Origin of the sequence: Mycobacterium shinjukuense (assembly GCF_010730055.1) — a bacterium.
GTDB classification, from domain to species: domain Bacteria; phylum Actinomycetota; class Actinomycetes; order Mycobacteriales; family Mycobacteriaceae; genus Mycobacterium; species Mycobacterium shinjukuense.
Genome location: NZ_AP022575.1, coordinates 2,920,559 through 2,936,483 on the forward strand (window position 1 = coordinate 2,920,559; position 15,925 = coordinate 2,936,483).

Sequence of the window (15,925 nt, forward strand, 5' to 3'; positions counted from 1 at the left end):
CGTAGTGCCCGTAGTGCCCGCGCGCCACGCCCTCTGGCGCCGACGAGTTTCGTTAGCGTTCAACGGTATGGGCCTCGCGATAGGTTCGGGTGATGCGCCCGCGCGGGCTGGTGACCACCTCGTAATGGATGGTGCCGACCAGATCGGCCCAGTCCTGTGCGGTGGGCTCGCCGCGGGTGCCGGGCCCGAACAGGATCGCCTCGTCGCCTTCGACCACGTCCACCTGTCCAGGCCCCAGGTCAACGACGAATTGGTCCATGCAAATACGCCCGACACCGGGCCGCCGCCGGCCGTTGATCAGCACCTGCAGGCGTCCGCCCAGCGCGCGGAACACGCCGTCGGCATAGCCGATCGGCATCAGCGCCAGGGTGGTGTCCCGCGGCGCCACCCAGGTGTGCCCATACGACACACCCTCCCCCGCGCGAATCGATTTCACCAGGGCAACAGCACATTTCACGGTCATCGCCGGCACCAGGCCCATGTCGCCCAGTCGAGGGACGGGGCTGAGCCCATACACCGCGATGCCGGGCCGCACCAGGTCGAAGGTCAGGTCGGGACGGGCCATGGTCGCCGACGAATTCGACAGGTGCGCCACCTCGAACCGTACCCCCCGCTCGCGAGCCTGCGCCAGCATGTCGCGAAATCGCCTGGCCTGAACGTCGTTGAGGGAATCGTCGGGCTGGTCGGCGTAAACCATGTGCGACATCAGGCCGCGCAGCCGCACCGTGTCCTCGGCGACGGCACGGCGCAACGCGGTCAGCATCGCCGGGTACTGCGCCGGGCCCACCCCGTTGCGGTTCAGCCCGGTGTCCACCTTGACGGTCACCGTCGCGGTCCGCCCGGTCCGCCGCACCGCATCCAGCAGCTCGTCGAGCTGGCGCACCGACGACACGGCGATCTGCACGTCGCCCAGCAGCGCCGGCCCGAAGTCGATGCCGGGCGGATGCAGCCAGGCCAGCACCGGCGCGGTGATGCCGGCCGCGCGCAACGCCAGCGCCTCCTCGACGGTGGCCACACCCAGTTCGGCCGCGCCGGCGGCCAGCGCCGCCCGGGCCACCTGGGTGGCGCCGTGGCCGTAACCGTCGGCCTTGACCACCGCCATCACCTGCGCGTGACCGGCGTGCTCGCGCAGCACCCGCACATTGTGCGCGATCGCGCCCAGGTCGACGACGGCCTCCGCCAGGGCGCCCGGCGTCAGGGATAACGGCGTAACGGCCAACGAAGTCGTGCTCCCAGTCAGCTATCGGTCGGTGTGCAGCCGCCATTGTCCCAGAAGTGTTCGGGCGGGCTGACCGCCCGACGCACCGCTGGTCACATGCGTCGCATGGGCCGCAGTCGTCACGTCAGCCTCTGCGGCGGCAGGCGCCCAATGTGCCCGCCTCATCGCGACAAACGAACAACGGCCCCGACATCCCCAGGAATTGTCGCTACCAGGTGGGCACGACGCGCATCCTGCACAAGACCACTGTGGCGCATGTGACAAGACGCTGCTCAGTGCGCGAAGTGCTGGGCGACGAAATGACCGCCGGGCTTGATCTTGTCCAGGGCCGTGAGCGCGCTGACGGCGTCGTCGTGCAGGGCCCGCGCCAGGTCGCCCGACAGGCCCTCCCGCACCACGACGCGCAGCACGGCGACGTCGGTGGCGTTATCGGGCATCGTGTAGGCGGGCACCTGCCAGCCGAAGGTCCGCAGCTCGTGGGAGACGTCGAACTCGGTGTAGCCGCGGTCGCCGGCCAGCCGGAAGCTGACCACCGGGATCGCCGACCCGTCCGAGATCAGCTCGCAGCGCTCGCCGTCACGCAACTGGTCCGCCAGCCAACGCGCGGTCTGCGACAACGTCTGCATGACCTTGGTGTAGCCGTCGCGGCCCAGCCGCAGGAAGTTGTAGTACTGACCCACCACCTGGTTGCCGGGACGGGAGAAATTCAGCGTGACCGTGGGCATGTCGCCGCCCAGGTAGTTGACCCGGAACACCAGCTCCTCGGGAAGGTGCTCGGGGCTGCGCCACACCACAAACCCGACGCCGGGGTAGGTCAGCCCGTATTTGTGGCCGCTGACGTTGATCGACACCACCCGCGGCAACCGAAAGTCCCACACCAGCTCCGGATGCAAAAACGGCACCACGAAGCCCCCGCTGGCGGCGTCGACGTGCACCGGGACGTCCAGGCCCCCCGAGGCGGCCAGCGCGTCGAGGGCCGCGCAGATCTCGGCGACGGGTTCGAGTTCACCGGTGTAGGTGGTGCCCAGGATCGCCACCACGCCGATGGTGTCCTCGTCGACGGCGTCCAGCACCTGGTCAGCAGTGATGACGTAGCGGCCCCGTTCCATCGGCAGGTAGCGGGGTTCGACGTCGAAGTAGCGGCAGAACTTCTCCCACACCACCTGGACGTTCGAGCCCATCACCAGGTTGGGTGTGCGGCCCTTCCAGGACCCCACCCGTTGGCGCCAGCGCCATTTCAGGGCCAACCCACCCAGCATCACGGCCTCGCTGGAGCCGATGGTGGAGACCCCGGTCGCGCTGGCGGGGTCGTCGTCGCGCAGACCCTCGGCGTGGAACAGGTCGGCGACCATGGAGACGCAGCGTGCCTCGATGGCCGCGGTCGCCGGGTACTCGTCCTTGTCGATCATGTTCTTGTCGAACGTCTCGGCCATCAGCTTCTCGGCCTCGGGATCCATCCAGGTCGTCACGAAGGTGGCCAGATTCAGCCGCGAACTGCCGTCGAGCATCAGCTCGTCGTGGATGAACCGGTATGCGGCCTCCGGTTCCATGGATTCCTCGGGCATCCGCAACGCCGGCACCGGCGCGGTGAACATGCGCCCGGTGTAGGCGGGCGCGATCGAGTGCGCGGGCACCGACGGGTGGCTGCGAGACACGGCGGATCCTTTCGTCGAAGGACTACAGGGCGGCCAGGGCGGCCCGGATGTGCGCGACGATGCGTGACGCCGACGTGGGCGCGTCGCCCGGGCCCGGATCGGCGGCCGACAGCGCCGCCGCGCGGGCGTGCACGAACGCCGCGGCCGCGGCCGCTTCGGCGGCCGGCAGCCCGGACGCCAGCAGCGCGCCGATCATGCCGGACAGCACGTCACCCGAGCCGGCCGTCGCCGCCCAGGACTGCCCGGCCGGGTTGAGGTAGACCGGGCCGCCGGGGTCGGCGATGACGGTGACGTTGCCCTTGAGCAGCACGGTGGCGCCCATCGCGTCGGCAAGCTTGCGGGCGGCGCCGACGCGGTCATCGCCCGGGGGTGCCCCCGCCAGCCGGGCGAACTCGCCGGCGTGCGGGGTCAGCACCGTCGGGGCGGTGCGGTTGACCACCAGATCGGGGTGGGCCGCCAGCATGGTCAGCCCGTCGGCGTCGACCAACACCGGCAGGTCGGATTCCAGCGCGAACCACAACGCGGCGGCGCCGGCCTCGTCGGTGCCCACTCCCGGCCCCACGACCCAGGCCTGCACCCGTCCCGCCGCCGCCGGGGTGGGTGCGGCGATGACCTCCGGCCAGTGCGCGAGCACCTGGTGATTGGCGGTGCCGACATAGCGGACCATGCCGGAGGTGGCGGCGACGGCGCCGCCGGCGCACAGCACGGCCGCGCCCGGATACGTCGAGGAGCCGGCCAGGATGCCGGTCACGCCCTGGGTGTACTTGTCGTCGCGGGCGCCGGGCACCGGCCAGCGGGCCGCCACGTCGGCGGCCTCGAATCCCAACACGTCGGTTTCCGGCAGGTCAAGACCGATATCGACCAGAACGACGCGGCCGCAATCGGCCAGCGCGTGCACCGGTTTGAGCCCGCCGAAGGTGACGGTGAGCGCGGCGCGCACCGCGGGGCCGGTGATCGCCCCGGTCGCCACGTCGATGCCGCTGGGGATGTCGACGGCCACCACCGGGATGCCCACATCGGCGACGGCGGCGAACACCTGCGCGGCCGCCGGTCGCAGCGGCCCCGTGCCGGAGAGGCCCACCACCCCGTCGATGACCAGGTCGGTGGTCGCTGCCACGGCTGGGACCACGCGACCGCCGGCCTTGGTGAAGGCCGTCAGCGCCTTGCGGTGGGTACGCTCCGGGTTGAGCAGCACCGCGTCGCCGGCCGCGCCGCGGCGGCGCAGAAACGTCGCGGCCCACAGCGCGTCACCGCCGTTGTCGCCGGATCCGACGACCGCGCACACCCGGCGGCCGGCCACCCCACCGGTGCGTGCGGTCAACTCGCGAATGATCGCGGTGGCCAGCCCGAACGCGGCGCGCCGCATCAGCGCACCATCGGGCAGGCTGGCCAGCAGCGGGGCTTCGGCGTCGCGGATCGCGTCTACACAGTAGTAATGCCGCATCGGAACCAGGATTGCATGCTCGCGTCGGGCCCTGTCACGCCGAAGCCTCGCGACTGCAGCGTCGCCGAAACGCCTCCCTGATCTTCGCCGGATTCCACGGCCGGCCTTTGCGATCGCGGGCCATCGGATAGAACAGCAGGCCGATCAGGATGGACGCGAAGTGACCGATGGCGGTGAAGTCCAGCTCGGTCGTGTCCATCGTGAGCAGTGGAAATCCAAAGATGACCAGCAACACCCCGAGGTAGCCCCAGCGCCACGGCTTGGCGATGTGATAGGTCAGCACCGCCATCACGCCGACCAGAAAGTAGCTGACGCCGATGTCGCGGGAGTGCACCATCCTCTCGGACGCGTCGCGCAGCTGGATCGCCAGGTACAGCAACCCTTCGCTGAGATAGGTGGCGCCGATGTGGGAGGTCAAACCCACGGCGAGCCAACGCACGTGGCCAAGCCAATGCTCGGCCGGCGCCAGGAACAGGGTGAACAGCAGCAGGTAGGGTTCCAGGTTTCGGCCGTCGATCCACAGCAGGCTGGAGAACAGCACCTCCAGCGGATCCCGCCCCAGGTGGCTGATGTTGGTGGACCGGAGCAGCAGCGCGCCGTGCAGCTGCCGGCCGGTGAGTTGGTTCTGGATGATCGTGGTGATCATCAACACCGCCAGCCAGGCGTACGTCAGCGGAGCGCTGCTGACGAAATGCCACACCGTAAGGGCCCAGGTTCGCAACCGTGCCCGCACCGATGCGCTCGCCACGGCGTTAACTTTCGCATGCGGGCGTCGCGCCGTACAGCATCGGAACGGTTCACCCACCCGATCACTGGCCGGTCGGTTTCGCTGGCCTCTCGACGTGCCGCCACCAGCAGGAGATGTAGATCCCCATCGAGAACACCAACACCGCGATCACCCATTGGACGACGCAGACGTCAATCCAGGCTCCGAACGGAGGCGCATTGGGAAGCGCATTCCGCAGCGGTACCACGGCAAAAAGCATCGCCGCATACCACGTGGTCATCGGTGGCTGGAATTTCCGTCGATCACGCGCCGTCTGAACCGCGACGAAGAGGCCGAGGCCGGCGAGTGCCGCGAGAACACCAACGATGACGACGGCGAACGCCGCGGTCGACGGCGAACGCTGCAACTTGAGTCGGTACGGCGCATGCGCATCGGCGTTGTCTGCGACAGGAATGTCGATCTTCCAGCCGGCGAGGCTGTCGACAAATGTCACCGTCGCGCGCTCCAGTACTTTTGTAGCACCGGAGAACAGCTCGACCGTGATTGGCCCCGAATGGTAGTGATCGAAAGGCCAATCGGTGATGTTGCCGGCAAGAGTCAGCGGGACCGGAAAAACGCCGGGCAGCATGCCCTTCGACCAAGTCCGCTTGGTAGGCGTTACCGCGGACGTGACCATCACGGTGAGCTCGTCCTTGAGCCCGCGGGTTGCCGGATCCAGCAGGTCAGGCCCGGGCGACACGGCGAGGTTGGCAAGCAGCACGGTATTGCTCGACTGAACATCCTCGAGACTCATGGTCACCGTAGTCCCATCGACCAAAGGCTTACCTTCAGTAAGGCGACGAGGGCCCATACCGGCACTGCCATACAGCCAAGTCGAGGCGACATAGGCCGTAACGAAGAGAACCACACCTACGATGCCGAGTTTCATGAGCGCCGGCACGTCATGCTGAAATCCTCCACCGACACGAATGCCTCCCCACGCGTTGCCATATCGCGATTCCCCCTGGATTGTAAAGCGGCAAGAAAGTCCGCCGAATCGCGTTGACGGCCGGGCGTCTGCCTCTGGCCCCTTATTCCACGGTGACGGACTTGGCCAGATTCCGCGGCTTGTCGACGTCATATCCGCGGGCCTGGGCCACCGCCGCGGCGAACACCTGAAGCGGGATGGTCGACAGCAGCGGCTGCAAAAGCGTTGACACCGCGGGGATTTCGATCAAGTGATCGGCATAGGGGCGGACCGTTTCGTCGCCCTCCTCGGCGATCACGATGGTCACCGCGCCGCGGGTCTGAATCTCGCGGATGTTGGACAGCAGCTTGGCGTGCAGCGTGGCCGAGCCCTTGGGCGAGGGCATCACGACGATGACCGGCAGGTCGTCTTCGATCAGCGCGATCGGGCCGTGCTTGAGCTCGCCGGCCGCGAAGCCCTCGGCGTGCATGTAGGCCAGTTCCTTGAGCTTGAGCGCGCCCTCCAGCGCCACCGGGTAGCCGACGTGACGCCCCAGGAACAGCACGGTCGACGACTGGGCGAATCGGCAGCCCAGGTCGGCCACCGGGCCCGTCGCCGCAATCACCCTGGCCACCAGGTCCGGCATCGCTGCCAGCTCGCGGTACTCGCGCTCAACCTCGTCGGGGTATTTGGTGCCGCGGGCCTGGGCCAGGGCCAGCCCGAGCAGGTAGTTGGCGGCAATCTGCGCCAGGAAGGTTTTCGTGGAGGCCACGCCGATCTCCGGGCCGGCGCGGGTGTAGAGCACCGCGTCACACTCGCGCGGGATCTGGGAGCCGTTGGTGTTGCAGATCGCCAGCACCTTGGCCTTCTGCTCCTTGGCGTGCCGGACCGCTTCCAGAGTGTCGGCGGTTTCACCTGACTGCGAGATGGCCACCACCAGCGTGCTGCGGTCCAGCACCGGGTCACGGTAGCGGAACTCGCTGGCCAGCTCCACTTCAACGGGGAGCCGCGTCCAATGCTCGATCGCGTACTTGGCGAGCAACCCGGAGTGGTACGCGGTGCCGCAGGCGACCACGAACACCTTGTCGACCTCGCGCAGTTCCTGATCCGAGAGCCGCTGTTCGTCCAGCACGATCCGGTTGCCCACGAAGTGTCCCAGCAGCGTGTCGGCCACCGCGGCGGGCTGCTCGGCGATCTCCTTGAGCATGAAGTATTCATAGCCACCCTTTTCGGCGGCGGCCAGGTCCCAGTCGATGTGGAAGGCGCGGTGTTGAGCGGCGGCCCCGAGATCAGGGTTGCCGTCGAAGTCGCTGATCCGGTAGCCGTCGGCGGTGATCACCACCGCCTGGTCCTGGCCGAGTTCGACCGCGTCACGGGTGTGCTCGATGAACGCGGCCACATCGGAGCCGACGAACATCTCGCCGTCGCCGATCCCGAGCACCAGGGGTGTCGACCGGCGCGCGGCCACAATGGTGCCGGGCTCGTCGGCGCTGGCGAACACCAGCGTGAAGTGCCCCTCCAGCCGGCGCAGCACGGACAGCACGGAGGCCGCGAAGTCACCCGCGGTCGCTCCCTGTCGATACGCCCGCGCTACCAGGTGCACCGCGACCTCGGTGTCGGTGTCACTGGCGAACTCCACCCCGGCCGTCTCCAGCTCGTGGCGCAGGCTGGCGAAGTTCTCGATGATGCCGTTGTGGACGACGGCGATCTTGCTCGCCGCATCGCGATGCGGGTGTGCGTTGCGGTCGGTCGGGCGACCATGGGTGGCCCAGCGGGTGTGACCCAGGCCCGTGCTACCGGCCAGCGAGGCCGCCGGCATGTCGGCCACCGCCGCCTCCAGGTTGGCCAGCCGGCCGGCGCGGCGACGCACGGTCAGGTTGCCGTCACCGTCGACCAACGCGATGCCCGCGGAGTCGTAGCCGCGGTACTCCATCCGGCGCAGTGCGTTCATGACGACGTCATAGGCGGGGCGCTGCCCGACGTAGCCGACGATTCCGCACATAGCAGATCAGGGTAGTGCAGCCGCCCGTAACCGGACGCCCTGTGGCCATGCCGTGCCGAGCCCACGGGCACACACCCCCCCTCAGCAAAGCACAGCCGGTGGGTGAGGCGACAGCAATGCTTTTCAATTCATACCAACCTCCTAAGCAGCAGAAACTAATTCACCAGATGTATTTCTGACATTATCTATTAGTTAATATGACTCGCCAAGGTGTGCGCTTAGAATCAGAAATGTCGGCTGGAGCTGGCAACCACCGAGGGAGTGAGATGAACTGCGGTATCGGCACACCGACGAACGCCGCAATACGCAGACCCGCTAGCGGGGAGACGGCACCGGGGCCAGCGGAGAGGACCACGGTGTAAACGCTCGTCTGATCACGCCTGCGCTCGGTATCGAACCCACTGCCACAGGCGAATAGTACTGCGGTTCAAAGCTTTCGCCGTGACAGTGATCGTTGCCAAACCGCGCAGCTGCGCTTTCGCCATCAGCGGTCCAACATGGGATCCATGCCCCCGTCGCCACCCGATAACCGCATCGGGTGCCGCGCTAAGGATTTCTGTCGGAAGAAATATCCGGAAAACACATAGCAAACGTAACTAACGAGTCAACGCGACGCTACCAGTCGCCAAACTCGGTGCTGCCTATGCCCGGATCAATGGATGTCAACAAATGCCAATTACAACCGCCGGGATAACGGACGACTATTGAGCCCGCCCGCGCGCAATCTTCATAGGAGAGAATCATGACTGCCGTGCTGTACGACGATGTGGTGACGGTCCCGCCCGCGCCAAGCCTGACGTTAGCGCCCCCGCCCAAACAGGCATCGAAGCGGCGCCGTCGCGACCCGATCGCCCCCCCGAGTGACCCCGCGGTGGACGCGGCCGCTCGTTTGCTGGCCATCCCGCTCCGACATATGTACGCCGTGCTCTGGCGGGTGGGGGTGCTAGAGGTCACGGCCTGAGCCCCAACTGCCAGCGGCGTGGCTGCCCGCCGGGATGATGGCGGGCGGCCACGCCGGCGGCGATCGCGCTACGGCGCCCACGCCGCGCACTGGACCCCTCCCCGGATCACCGCTAACGTCGACGGGTGGCCCGCATCCGTAAGCTCGTCGCCGCCCTGCACCGTCGCGGCCCTCACCGCGTCCTGCGAGGTGACCTGGCCTTCGCCGGCATACCCGGGGTGGTGTACACCCCCGAAGCGGGGCTGAATCTTCCCGGCGTCGCCTTCGGCCACGACTGGCTCACCGGCACCGCCCGCTACTCGGGTCTGCTGGAGCATCTGGCCTCCTGGGGCATCGTGGCCGCAGCCCCCGACACCCAGCGGGGACTTGCGCCATCGGTGCTGAACTTCGCCGTCGATCTGGGCGTCGCGCTGGACATCGTGGCCGGTGTGCGCCTGGGGCCTGGCAAGATCAGCGTGCATCCCGCCAAGCTCGGGCTGGCGGGCCACGGTTTCGGCGGCTCGGCGGCCGTGTTCGCCGCGGCCGGCATGGCAGGCCGCGCCGGCCCACCGATAACCGCAGTGGCGGCGATCTTCCCGACGGTGACCGCGCCGACCGCGCAACAGCCGGCCGCGACCCTGAAGGTGCCAGGTCTGATCCTGGGCGCCCCAGACGATCCCAAGACGCTGAACTCCAACGCCCTCGAGCTGTCCAGGGCGTGGCCTGCGGCCACGTTGCGCATCGTCAGCAAAGCCCAGGCCGGCGGGCTGATCGAGGGTCGGCGACTTTCCACGGTGGTCGGGCTGGCCGGCCCGCACCGCAGGACACAGCGTCGCGTTCGGGCGCTGCTGACCGGATATTTCCGCTACACCCTGGGCGGCGACAAGACCTATCGCGAGTTCGCCGATCCTGACGTGCGGCTGCCCAACACCGACGTCACCGACCCCGAGGCCCCGCCGGTCAGCCCGGACGACAAGATCGTCGCGCTGCTGAGGTGAGTCGTCGATGCGGATTGGCATCGCGCTGGATTACGCGGGCGGCTTTCATGACGGCGTCGAACGCGTCATCGAACTTGAGAAGGCCGGCATCGACATCGCCGTCGTGCCGGAGGCCTATTCCTACGACGCCGTAAGCCAACTGGGTTATCTGGCCGCCAAGACCACCACCGTGGAGCTGGCCTCGGGGGTGTTCCCCATCTATACCCGCACACCGTCGTTGTTGGCGATGACGGCCGCCGGTCTGGACTTTGTCTCCGACGGCCGATTCAGGCTCGGGATCGGCACATCGGGTCCACAAGTGATCGAGGGGTTTCACGGCGTCGAGTTCGACGCCCCGGTGGGCCGCACCCGCGAGATCGTGGAAATCTGCCGCCAGGTGTGGCGCCGGGAGCGCCTGCACTACGCCGGCAGGCACTATCAGATCCCACTGCCCGCCAATCGCGGGACGGGCCTGGGCAAGGCGCTGCAAATCATCAATCACCCTGTGCGCGAACGCATTCCGATATCGATCGCCGCGCTGGGGCCCAAGAACGTCGAGCTCACCGCCGAGATCGCCGAGGGCTGGCAACCGGTCTTCTTCTGGCCGGAACGGTCGGGGCGGGTCTGGGGTGCGGCGCTGACGGCCGGCACCGCCCGTCGGGATCCCGCGCTGGGGCCGCTGGACATCATGGTCGGCTCGGCGCTGGCCATCGGCGATCACGTCGACGACCGGCTGGCCTGGACCAAACCCGATTTGGCCCTCTACATCGGCGGAATGGGCGCCAAGGGCCGCAACTTCTACCACAGCCTGGCCACCCGCTACGGGTTCGGCGACGTCGCCGACCGGATCCAGGAGCTTTACCTGTCCGGTCGCAAGCAGGAGGCCATCGCCGCCGTGCCCGACGAGCTGGTGCGCGGGATCTCGCTGGTCGGCTCGCGCGCGTTCGTCGCCGAACGGTTGGCCGCCTTCGCCGCCGCCGGCGTGACCACGCTGCTGGCCCGGCCGCTGACGCCCGACCCCGGCGAAGCCGTGCGCTATGTCGAGGAGCTGCTGGAGCTGCGGGTGTGACACCCGACATCGGCTCGTCGGAACGGCGCGACCATCACTGCCCGGCCTTCGGAAGCTCGTCGGCGGCGATCTCGCAGGGCGTGGATCCCACCGGCGCCGGGGGCGACGATGGCCCAGCAGCTGGCCGTGGCTCGGCCGCGGGTGGCGGTTCGCCGGCCGATGGCGGCGGCACGGTGGCCGGTGGCGGTGCGCTGACCGGCGGCGCGCTCGGCGGGGAGACCGGTGGCGTCGCGGCCTTCTCGGCCACGTCACGGATCTGCTCGCCGGATTGTGGTTCGTCGCGGTCCCTTTCCGCTGTTTCCTCTGCGGCCTTTTCCGCTTCGTTGGGCTTTTCCAGCTTCGCGTCATCCGCATCGTCGGCATGGCCGTCCGCGACGTCTTGGCCGAAGGAAGCGTCGCCGAACCGGTCGGCGGCCGAGCCCAGCAGGCCTCCCATCGCCTCCACGATCCGACCGGCAAGCGCGCCAAGCCCCCCGAAGTCGCCCGAACCACCGCTGCCTGTGGGAATCGCCGGGCCACTGCCCAGCGCGGCGGCCAGATCCGCGGGCGAGGGGGCCATCGGGGTCAGCGCGGTCGCCGGGGTCAGGGCCGGCGTGAGGGCCGGCGCCGCGGCATCGGGTGGCACCGGCGCCGGCGCCGGCGTCGCCGGCTGGACGGCGTGACGGCCGGGCCCGAGGTCGCCGGGAACCTCGAAGTAGGCCCGCGGCGCGGTGGCCAACCGGTCGATGACCATGTCGTAGGACTCCGCCACCCTGTCCCGCGTCGACTGCATCGCGGTCAACCAGTCGTCGCGAACGTCGTTGTCCACGTAGGGCTCTATCTGTTGGCGAACCACGTCCTCGGCCGTCGGCCGGTCACCCACCCCGGTCGTCACGGCCGTCGCGGCGGCCAGCCACCCCGGCCGCGCCGCCAGCGTGCGATCGTCGATCGCGACGGCCGCCGCGACCTTGCAGTCGACCAGGCGCCACAGGCTGTCGCGCAGCGACTCGCACCGCTGGGCGGCCGCGCGCAGTTCGTTGACCACCGCGTCGGCGGCATCGCAGTGGCGCCGCAGAAATCCGACCGCGCCGTCGGCTCCCGGCCCGGTCCACGCCGTCGCCAGCTCGGCGACCTGGGCACGCTGCATCCGCAGCGCTTCGGCGACCGCGGTGCCCGCGGCGCGCAGCGCCGCACAATCCGCATCGAGCGCGTAGAGGTCCAGGCCTTCTTCGGTGTCGTACCAGTCCCGGATCTGCGCGGCCTGCGCCGTCAGCTCCGGATGTTCGTAACCGACCCGCTGACACGCCGATACGTAGCTTTGCGTGTGCTCCACCGCGGGCCGGCCTTCGGCGAGGCGTTCGGCGACGTCTAACCGGTCGGCCACGATCAGGCGATTCGTGCCGCGGCATACCGCTCGGCATCGGCATAGCGGCTAGCTCCGGCCCGCAACGCGACCGCGATCTCGCCGGCCGCCCGCGACCACTGCGACAACTCACCCGCCAGCCGGCCCAACCCGGCGCGCACCGCGTCGCCGCGGGCGGCGTGCGCCCGGCCGGCGCGGGATCCGTCAAATGCCAGCCGCGCCAAGTGGTTTCCTACCGCGTCGTCGACGAGGGCGGCGGCGGCGTGGAGCCGGTCGGCGACCGCGTGCACCGCCGCCACGTCGATACTGCTGTGTGCGCTCACGGGTCTCACATCAATTTCGACGCCCGAGAACGCCTCACGGTTCCCGCAACCTGTCGTCAGCGCGCGGCGCTCACCGCGTCGGCAACAGCGGCGGCCAGCCGGCGCGCGACGTCCTCGTCGGCCGCCTCCACCATCACCCGGATCACGGGCTCGGTTCCCGAGGGACGCAACAGGATTCGGCCGGTGTCGCCCAGCTCGGCGGCGGCCTGCGCAACCGCCGTCTGGACCGACGGCGCCGCGGCCGCGGTGGCCTTGTCGGCCACCTCGACGTTGATCAGCACCTGCGGCACGGTCCGCATCGCCGACGCCAGCGCGGCCAGTGACGAGCCGGTTTGCACCATCCGCGTCATCAGCCGCAGCCCGGTGACGATGCCGTCGCCGGTGGAGCCCAGCGCCGGCATCACGATGTGGCCGGACTGCTCACCGCCCAGGCTGTAGTCGCCGGCCCGCAATTCCTCCAGGACGTAGCGGTCCCCGACGCCGGTGGTGCGCACGGTGACCCCGGCCGCCCGCATCGCCAGGTGCAGGCCCAGGTTGCTCATCACGGTGGTCACCAACGTGTTGGCGGCCAGTTCGCCGGCCTCCCGCATGGCCAGCGCGAGCACCACCATGATGGCGTCGCCGTCGACGAGGTCACCGTTGGCGTCGACCGCCAGGCACCGGTCGGCGTCCCCGTCATGCGCCAGGCCCAGATCGGCGCGGTGGGCGACGACCGCGGCCCGCAGCGGATCGAGGTGGGTCGATCCGCAGCCGTCGTTGATGTTGCGCCCGTTGGGTTCGGCGTTGATCGCGATGACGCGCGCGCCGGCCGCGCGGTAGGCCCGCGGTGCCACCGCGGAGGCGGCGCCGTGGGCGCAGTCGACGACCACGGTCAGGCCGTCCAGCGGCAGGGTGCTGGCCTTGCTCACCTGACGCAGATAACGGTCGGTCGCATCCTCGGCGCCGACGACCCGGCCAATCCCGGCACCCACGGGCCGCAATCCGGGCCCGGCCGCGACCAGGTCCTCGATCTGGTCCTCGGTGTCGTCGTCGAGTTTGTGGCCGCCGGGACCGAAGATCTTGATGCCGTTGTCGGGCATCGGGTTGTGCGAGGCCGAGATCATCACCCCGAAATCGGCGTCGTAGGCACCGGTCAGGTAGGCCACCGCGGGGGTCGGCAGCACCCCGACACGCAGCGCGTCGACACCTTCGCTGGTCAGGCCCGCGATCACGGCGGCCTCCAGCATTTCGCCGCTGGCCCGGGGATCGCGGCCGATCACCGCCACCCGCCGGCCGGGTGCGCCCGGCGTCACCAGCCGCCGGGCCGCGGCGGCGCCCAGCGCCAGGGCCAACTCGGCGGTCAACTCACGATTGGCGACCCCGCGAACACCGTCGGTGCCGAACAGTCGACCCATGCGGACAAACCTTTCACAGTTGACGGGCCGTGCACATACCCACTTTTGGCCGCGAACGCGCGGGTATGTCCGCCGACACGCCGGCAACGACGTACAAATATGCGCGCCCGCGGCCCAACGGTGACGTCAGCGCTTGCTGTACTGCGGTGCCTTGCGCGCCTTCTTCAATCCGTACTTCTTGCGCTCGGTGGCGCGCGGATCGCGGGTGAGGAAACCGGCCTTCTTCAGCGCGGGCCGGTCCTCGGGTGACGCCAGGATCAATGCCCGGGCGATGCCCAGCCGCAGCGCACCGGCCTGACCCGACGGGCCGCCACCTTCCAGGCGCGCGAAGATGTCGAAGCTTTCCGTGCGCTCGACGGTGACCAGCGGGGCCTTGATCAGCTGCTGATGCACCTTGTTGGGAAAGTAGTCCTCCAGGGTGCGGCCGTTGAGGTCGAACTTGCCGGTGCCGGGCACCAGCCGCACCCGCACCACGGCCTCCTTGCGGCGGCCGACGGTCTGGATGGGGCGGTCGAACACGAACGCTTCGCCGCGCCCCGCCGCCGGACTCCCCACGGGGGCTGCCACGCTGGTCTCGGTCATTGCGCCACCTGCTTGATCTGGTACGGAACCGGCCGCTGAGCGGTGTGGGGATGCTCCGGGCCGGCGTAGACGCGCAGCTTGCGCTGGATCTGGCGGCTGAGCTTGTTCTTGGGCAGCATGCCGACGATCGCCTTCTCCACCACCCGGTCGGGCTGTTTTTTCATCAGCTCGCCGATGGTGCGCTGGCGCAGGCCGCCGGGGTACCCCGAGTGCCGGTAAGCCATCTTGTGCTGCAGTTTGTCGCCGCTGATGGCGACCTTGTCGGCGTTGATGACGATGACGAAGTCACCGCCATCGACGTTGGGCGCGAACGTCGGCTTGTGCTTGCCACGCAGCAGGTTGGCCGCCGCGACGGCAAGGCGGCCAAGCACCACGTCCGTGGCGTCGATGACATACCACGATCGCGTGGTGTCACCCGCCCTGGGCGCATATGTGGGCACGGCGCTTACCTTTTCTTTCTCTCGGGTGGATCCCGGTGTGACCCGGGTACCGGTCAGGCGTGAGCGGTGGGGTGGTTCTCGGCGACCGACGTTGACCCGAGGCCCCGGCGTACCGCACGCCAACCGAGCAGCTTACCGACGGGCATCCCCGCAGGTCAAAATCACTGTGTGGCCCCGACGGCTCTCCTCCGTCGGGGCCCACACAGGGTCTAGGGCGCCGCTAGCGCGTCCAGCCGCCCGCGGCCCGGCGGTCGGCGCTGGCCACCTCGTCGGCGCCGTCACGGACCGCGTTTCCCAGGTCGAACAGGATGTCGTTGAGGGCGGTGGCCGCCTGGTGCCACTTGAGCTGCTCGACCTGGTACGCGGCCGCGGCTTCTCGGGTCCACAGCTGCTGCAGCGGCGCGATGTGCGACCTCAGTTCCTCGAGCGCGGCATTGAACCGGGCGCAGGTGGTGTGGATCTCCTGGCGAATGGAGCATTCGATCGCGTTGAAGTCATATGACAGCACCGGGTCCACCGCGCACCCTCCGATCACAGGTTCCCGCCGGCGGCGGCGATGTGGTGGGCATGGTTCTGGCCGGCCTCAGCCAGCGTGGCCTCGTTGTGCCGGATGGTCTCGGCGATGGTGTGCAGCACGTGATACAGCCGGGTCGATTCGGCGTTCCAGCGATCCACCACATCCTTGAACCGCGCCGCCGCGAGCCCGCCCCACACCGACGGCGGAACGCCGCTCATCCGGCCGATGAAGGCCTGCAGCATCGCCCGGATCTCCTCGTTGCGGCGGTCCGTGATGGCCGCGACCGAGCGCATCAGGTCAAAGTCGGTGTTCAGCGTGTTGGCGCCAGCCGGGGTGCTCATATCATCT

Annotated in this window: 16 protein-coding genes; 3 read left to right on the plus strand and 13 right to left on the minus strand. The window is 69.0% G+C overall.

From position 1 onward, the window contains the following. Positions 1-52: 52 nt before the first annotated feature. The 6 genes from alr to glmS all read right to left on the minus strand — a co-directional run bounded on the left by alr (position 53) and on the right by glmS (position 7,993). Complete coding sequence (alr, locus tag G6N20_RS13105) at positions 53-1,219, minus strand: alanine racemase (RefSeq protein ID WP_083045866.1); 1,167 nt, start codon at positions 1,217-1,219, stop codon at positions 53-55. A gap of 272 nt (positions 1,220-1,491) precedes the next feature. Beyond that, positions 1,492-2,874 carry a glutamate decarboxylase gene (locus G6N20_RS13110; RefSeq protein ID WP_083045867.1) on the minus strand — a complete coding sequence of 461 codons (1,383 nt, stop codon included), beginning with the start codon at positions 2,872-2,874 and terminating at the stop codon, positions 1,492-1,494. A gap of 22 nt (positions 2,875-2,896) precedes the next feature. Continuing rightward, positions 2,897-4,318 (minus strand): NAD(P)H-hydrate dehydratase, encoded by a 1,422-nt coding sequence (locus tag G6N20_RS13115; RefSeq protein ID WP_083045868.1) that lies wholly within the window; start codon positions 4,316-4,318, stop codon positions 2,897-2,899. A gap of 34 nt (positions 4,319-4,352) precedes the next feature. Next, positions 4,353-5,066, minus strand: a complete 714-nt coding sequence (locus G6N20_RS13120; protein ID WP_083045869.1) for a rhomboid-like protein — start codon at positions 5,064-5,066, stop codon at positions 4,353-4,355. 61 nt (positions 5,067-5,127) lie between these two features. Then, positions 5,128-5,973, minus strand: a complete 846-nt coding sequence (locus G6N20_RS13125) for a DUF4436 domain-containing protein (protein WP_083045870.1) — start codon at positions 5,971-5,973, stop codon at positions 5,128-5,130. Between the two features lie 142 nt (positions 5,974-6,115). Further along, positions 6,116-7,993, minus strand: coding sequence for a glutamine--fructose-6-phosphate transaminase (isomerizing) (gene glmS, locus G6N20_RS13130; RefSeq protein ID WP_083045871.1), 1,878 nt, complete (start codon positions 7,991-7,993; stop codon positions 6,116-6,118). A gap of 742 nt (positions 7,994-8,735) precedes the next feature. Between glmS and G6N20_RS13135 the strand changes: the two genes are divergently transcribed. The 3 genes from G6N20_RS13135 (at position 8,736) to G6N20_RS13145 (ending at position 10,979) form a co-directional block, all read left to right on the plus strand. Further along, complete coding sequence (locus tag G6N20_RS13135) at positions 8,736-8,954, plus strand: Rv1535 family protein (protein WP_083045872.1); 219 nt, start codon at positions 8,736-8,738, stop codon at positions 8,952-8,954. 125 nt (positions 8,955-9,079) lie between these two features. Further along, positions 9,080-9,931: a dienelactone hydrolase family protein gene (locus G6N20_RS13140; protein WP_083045873.1), complete on the plus strand. Its 852-nt coding sequence runs from the start codon at positions 9,080-9,082 to the stop codon at positions 9,929-9,931. Between the two features lie 7 nt (positions 9,932-9,938). Beyond that, a complete protein-coding gene (locus G6N20_RS13145) occupies positions 9,939-10,979 on the plus strand; it encodes an LLM class F420-dependent oxidoreductase (protein WP_083045874.1) in 1,041 nt (346 codons plus the stop codon). 34 nt (positions 10,980-11,013) lie between these two features. Here G6N20_RS13145 and G6N20_RS13150 read toward each other — a convergent pair whose 3' ends face one another. The 7 genes from G6N20_RS13150 to G6N20_RS13180 form a co-directional block, all read right to left on the minus strand. Continuing rightward, entirely contained in the window at positions 11,014-12,342 is a 1,329-nt protein-coding gene (locus G6N20_RS13150; protein WP_083045875.1) for a hypothetical protein, read from the minus strand. Positions 12,343-12,344: 2 nt separating this feature from the next. Next, positions 12,345-12,653, minus strand: a complete 309-nt coding sequence (locus G6N20_RS13155) for a hypothetical protein (protein ID WP_083045876.1) — start codon at positions 12,651-12,653, stop codon at positions 12,345-12,347. Positions 12,654-12,700: 47 nt separating this feature from the next. Continuing rightward, positions 12,701-14,038: a phosphoglucosamine mutase gene (glmM, locus tag G6N20_RS13160; RefSeq protein WP_083045877.1), complete on the minus strand. Its 1,338-nt coding sequence runs from the start codon at positions 14,036-14,038 to the stop codon at positions 12,701-12,703. 126 nt (positions 14,039-14,164) lie between these two features. After that, positions 14,165-14,620: a 30S ribosomal protein S9 gene (gene rpsI / locus G6N20_RS13165; protein ID WP_083045878.1), complete on the minus strand. Its 456-nt coding sequence runs from the start codon at positions 14,618-14,620 to the stop codon at positions 14,165-14,167. Further along, positions 14,617-15,060 carry a 50S ribosomal protein L13 gene (rplM, locus tag G6N20_RS13170; RefSeq protein WP_083045879.1) on the minus strand — a complete coding sequence of 148 codons (444 nt, stop codon included), beginning with the start codon at positions 15,058-15,060 and terminating at the stop codon, positions 14,617-14,619. Before rplM ends, rpsI begins: the two co-directional genes overlap by 4 nt. A 220-nt stretch (positions 15,061-15,280) precedes the next feature. Further along, a complete protein-coding gene (locus tag G6N20_RS13175; RefSeq protein ID WP_083045972.1) occupies positions 15,281-15,577 on the minus strand; it encodes a WXG100 family type VII secretion target in 297 nt (98 codons plus the stop codon). A gap of 14 nt (positions 15,578-15,591) precedes the next feature. Continuing rightward, positions 15,592-15,918 carry a WXG100 family type VII secretion target gene (locus G6N20_RS13180; RefSeq protein WP_083045880.1) on the minus strand — a complete coding sequence of 109 codons (327 nt, stop codon included), beginning with the start codon at positions 15,916-15,918 and terminating at the stop codon, positions 15,592-15,594. Positions 15,919-15,925: the final 7 nt, after the last annotated feature.

Coding starts and splice junctions, on each gene's coding strand:
- G6N20_RS13115 (WP_083045868.1), bottom strand. CDS start 4,318: ATGCGGCATTACTACTGTGTAGACGCGATCCGCGACGCCGAAGCCCCG.
- G6N20_RS13135 (WP_083045872.1), top strand. CDS start 8,736: ATGACTGCCGTGCTGTACGACGATGTGGTGACGGTCCCGCCCGCGCCA.
- G6N20_RS13125 (WP_083045870.1), bottom strand. CDS start 5,973: ATGAAACTCGGCATCGTAGGTGTGGTTCTCTTCGTTACGGCCTATGTC.
- glmS (WP_083045871.1), bottom strand. CDS start 7,993: ATGTGCGGAATCGTCGGCTACGTCGGGCAGCGCCCCGCCTATGACGTC.
- G6N20_RS13145 (WP_083045874.1), top strand. CDS start 9,939: ATGCGGATTGGCATCGCGCTGGATTACGCGGGCGGCTTTCATGACGGC.
- G6N20_RS13180 (WP_083045880.1), bottom strand. CDS start 15,918: ATGAGCACCCCGGCTGGCGCCAACACGCTGAACACCGACTTTGACCTG.
- glmM (WP_083045877.1), bottom strand. CDS start 14,038: ATGGGTCGACTGTTCGGCACCGACGGTGTTCGCGGGGTCGCCAATCGT.
- rpsI (WP_083045878.1), bottom strand. CDS start 14,620: ATGACCGAGACCAGCGTGGCAGCCCCCGTGGGGAGTCCGGCGGCGGGG.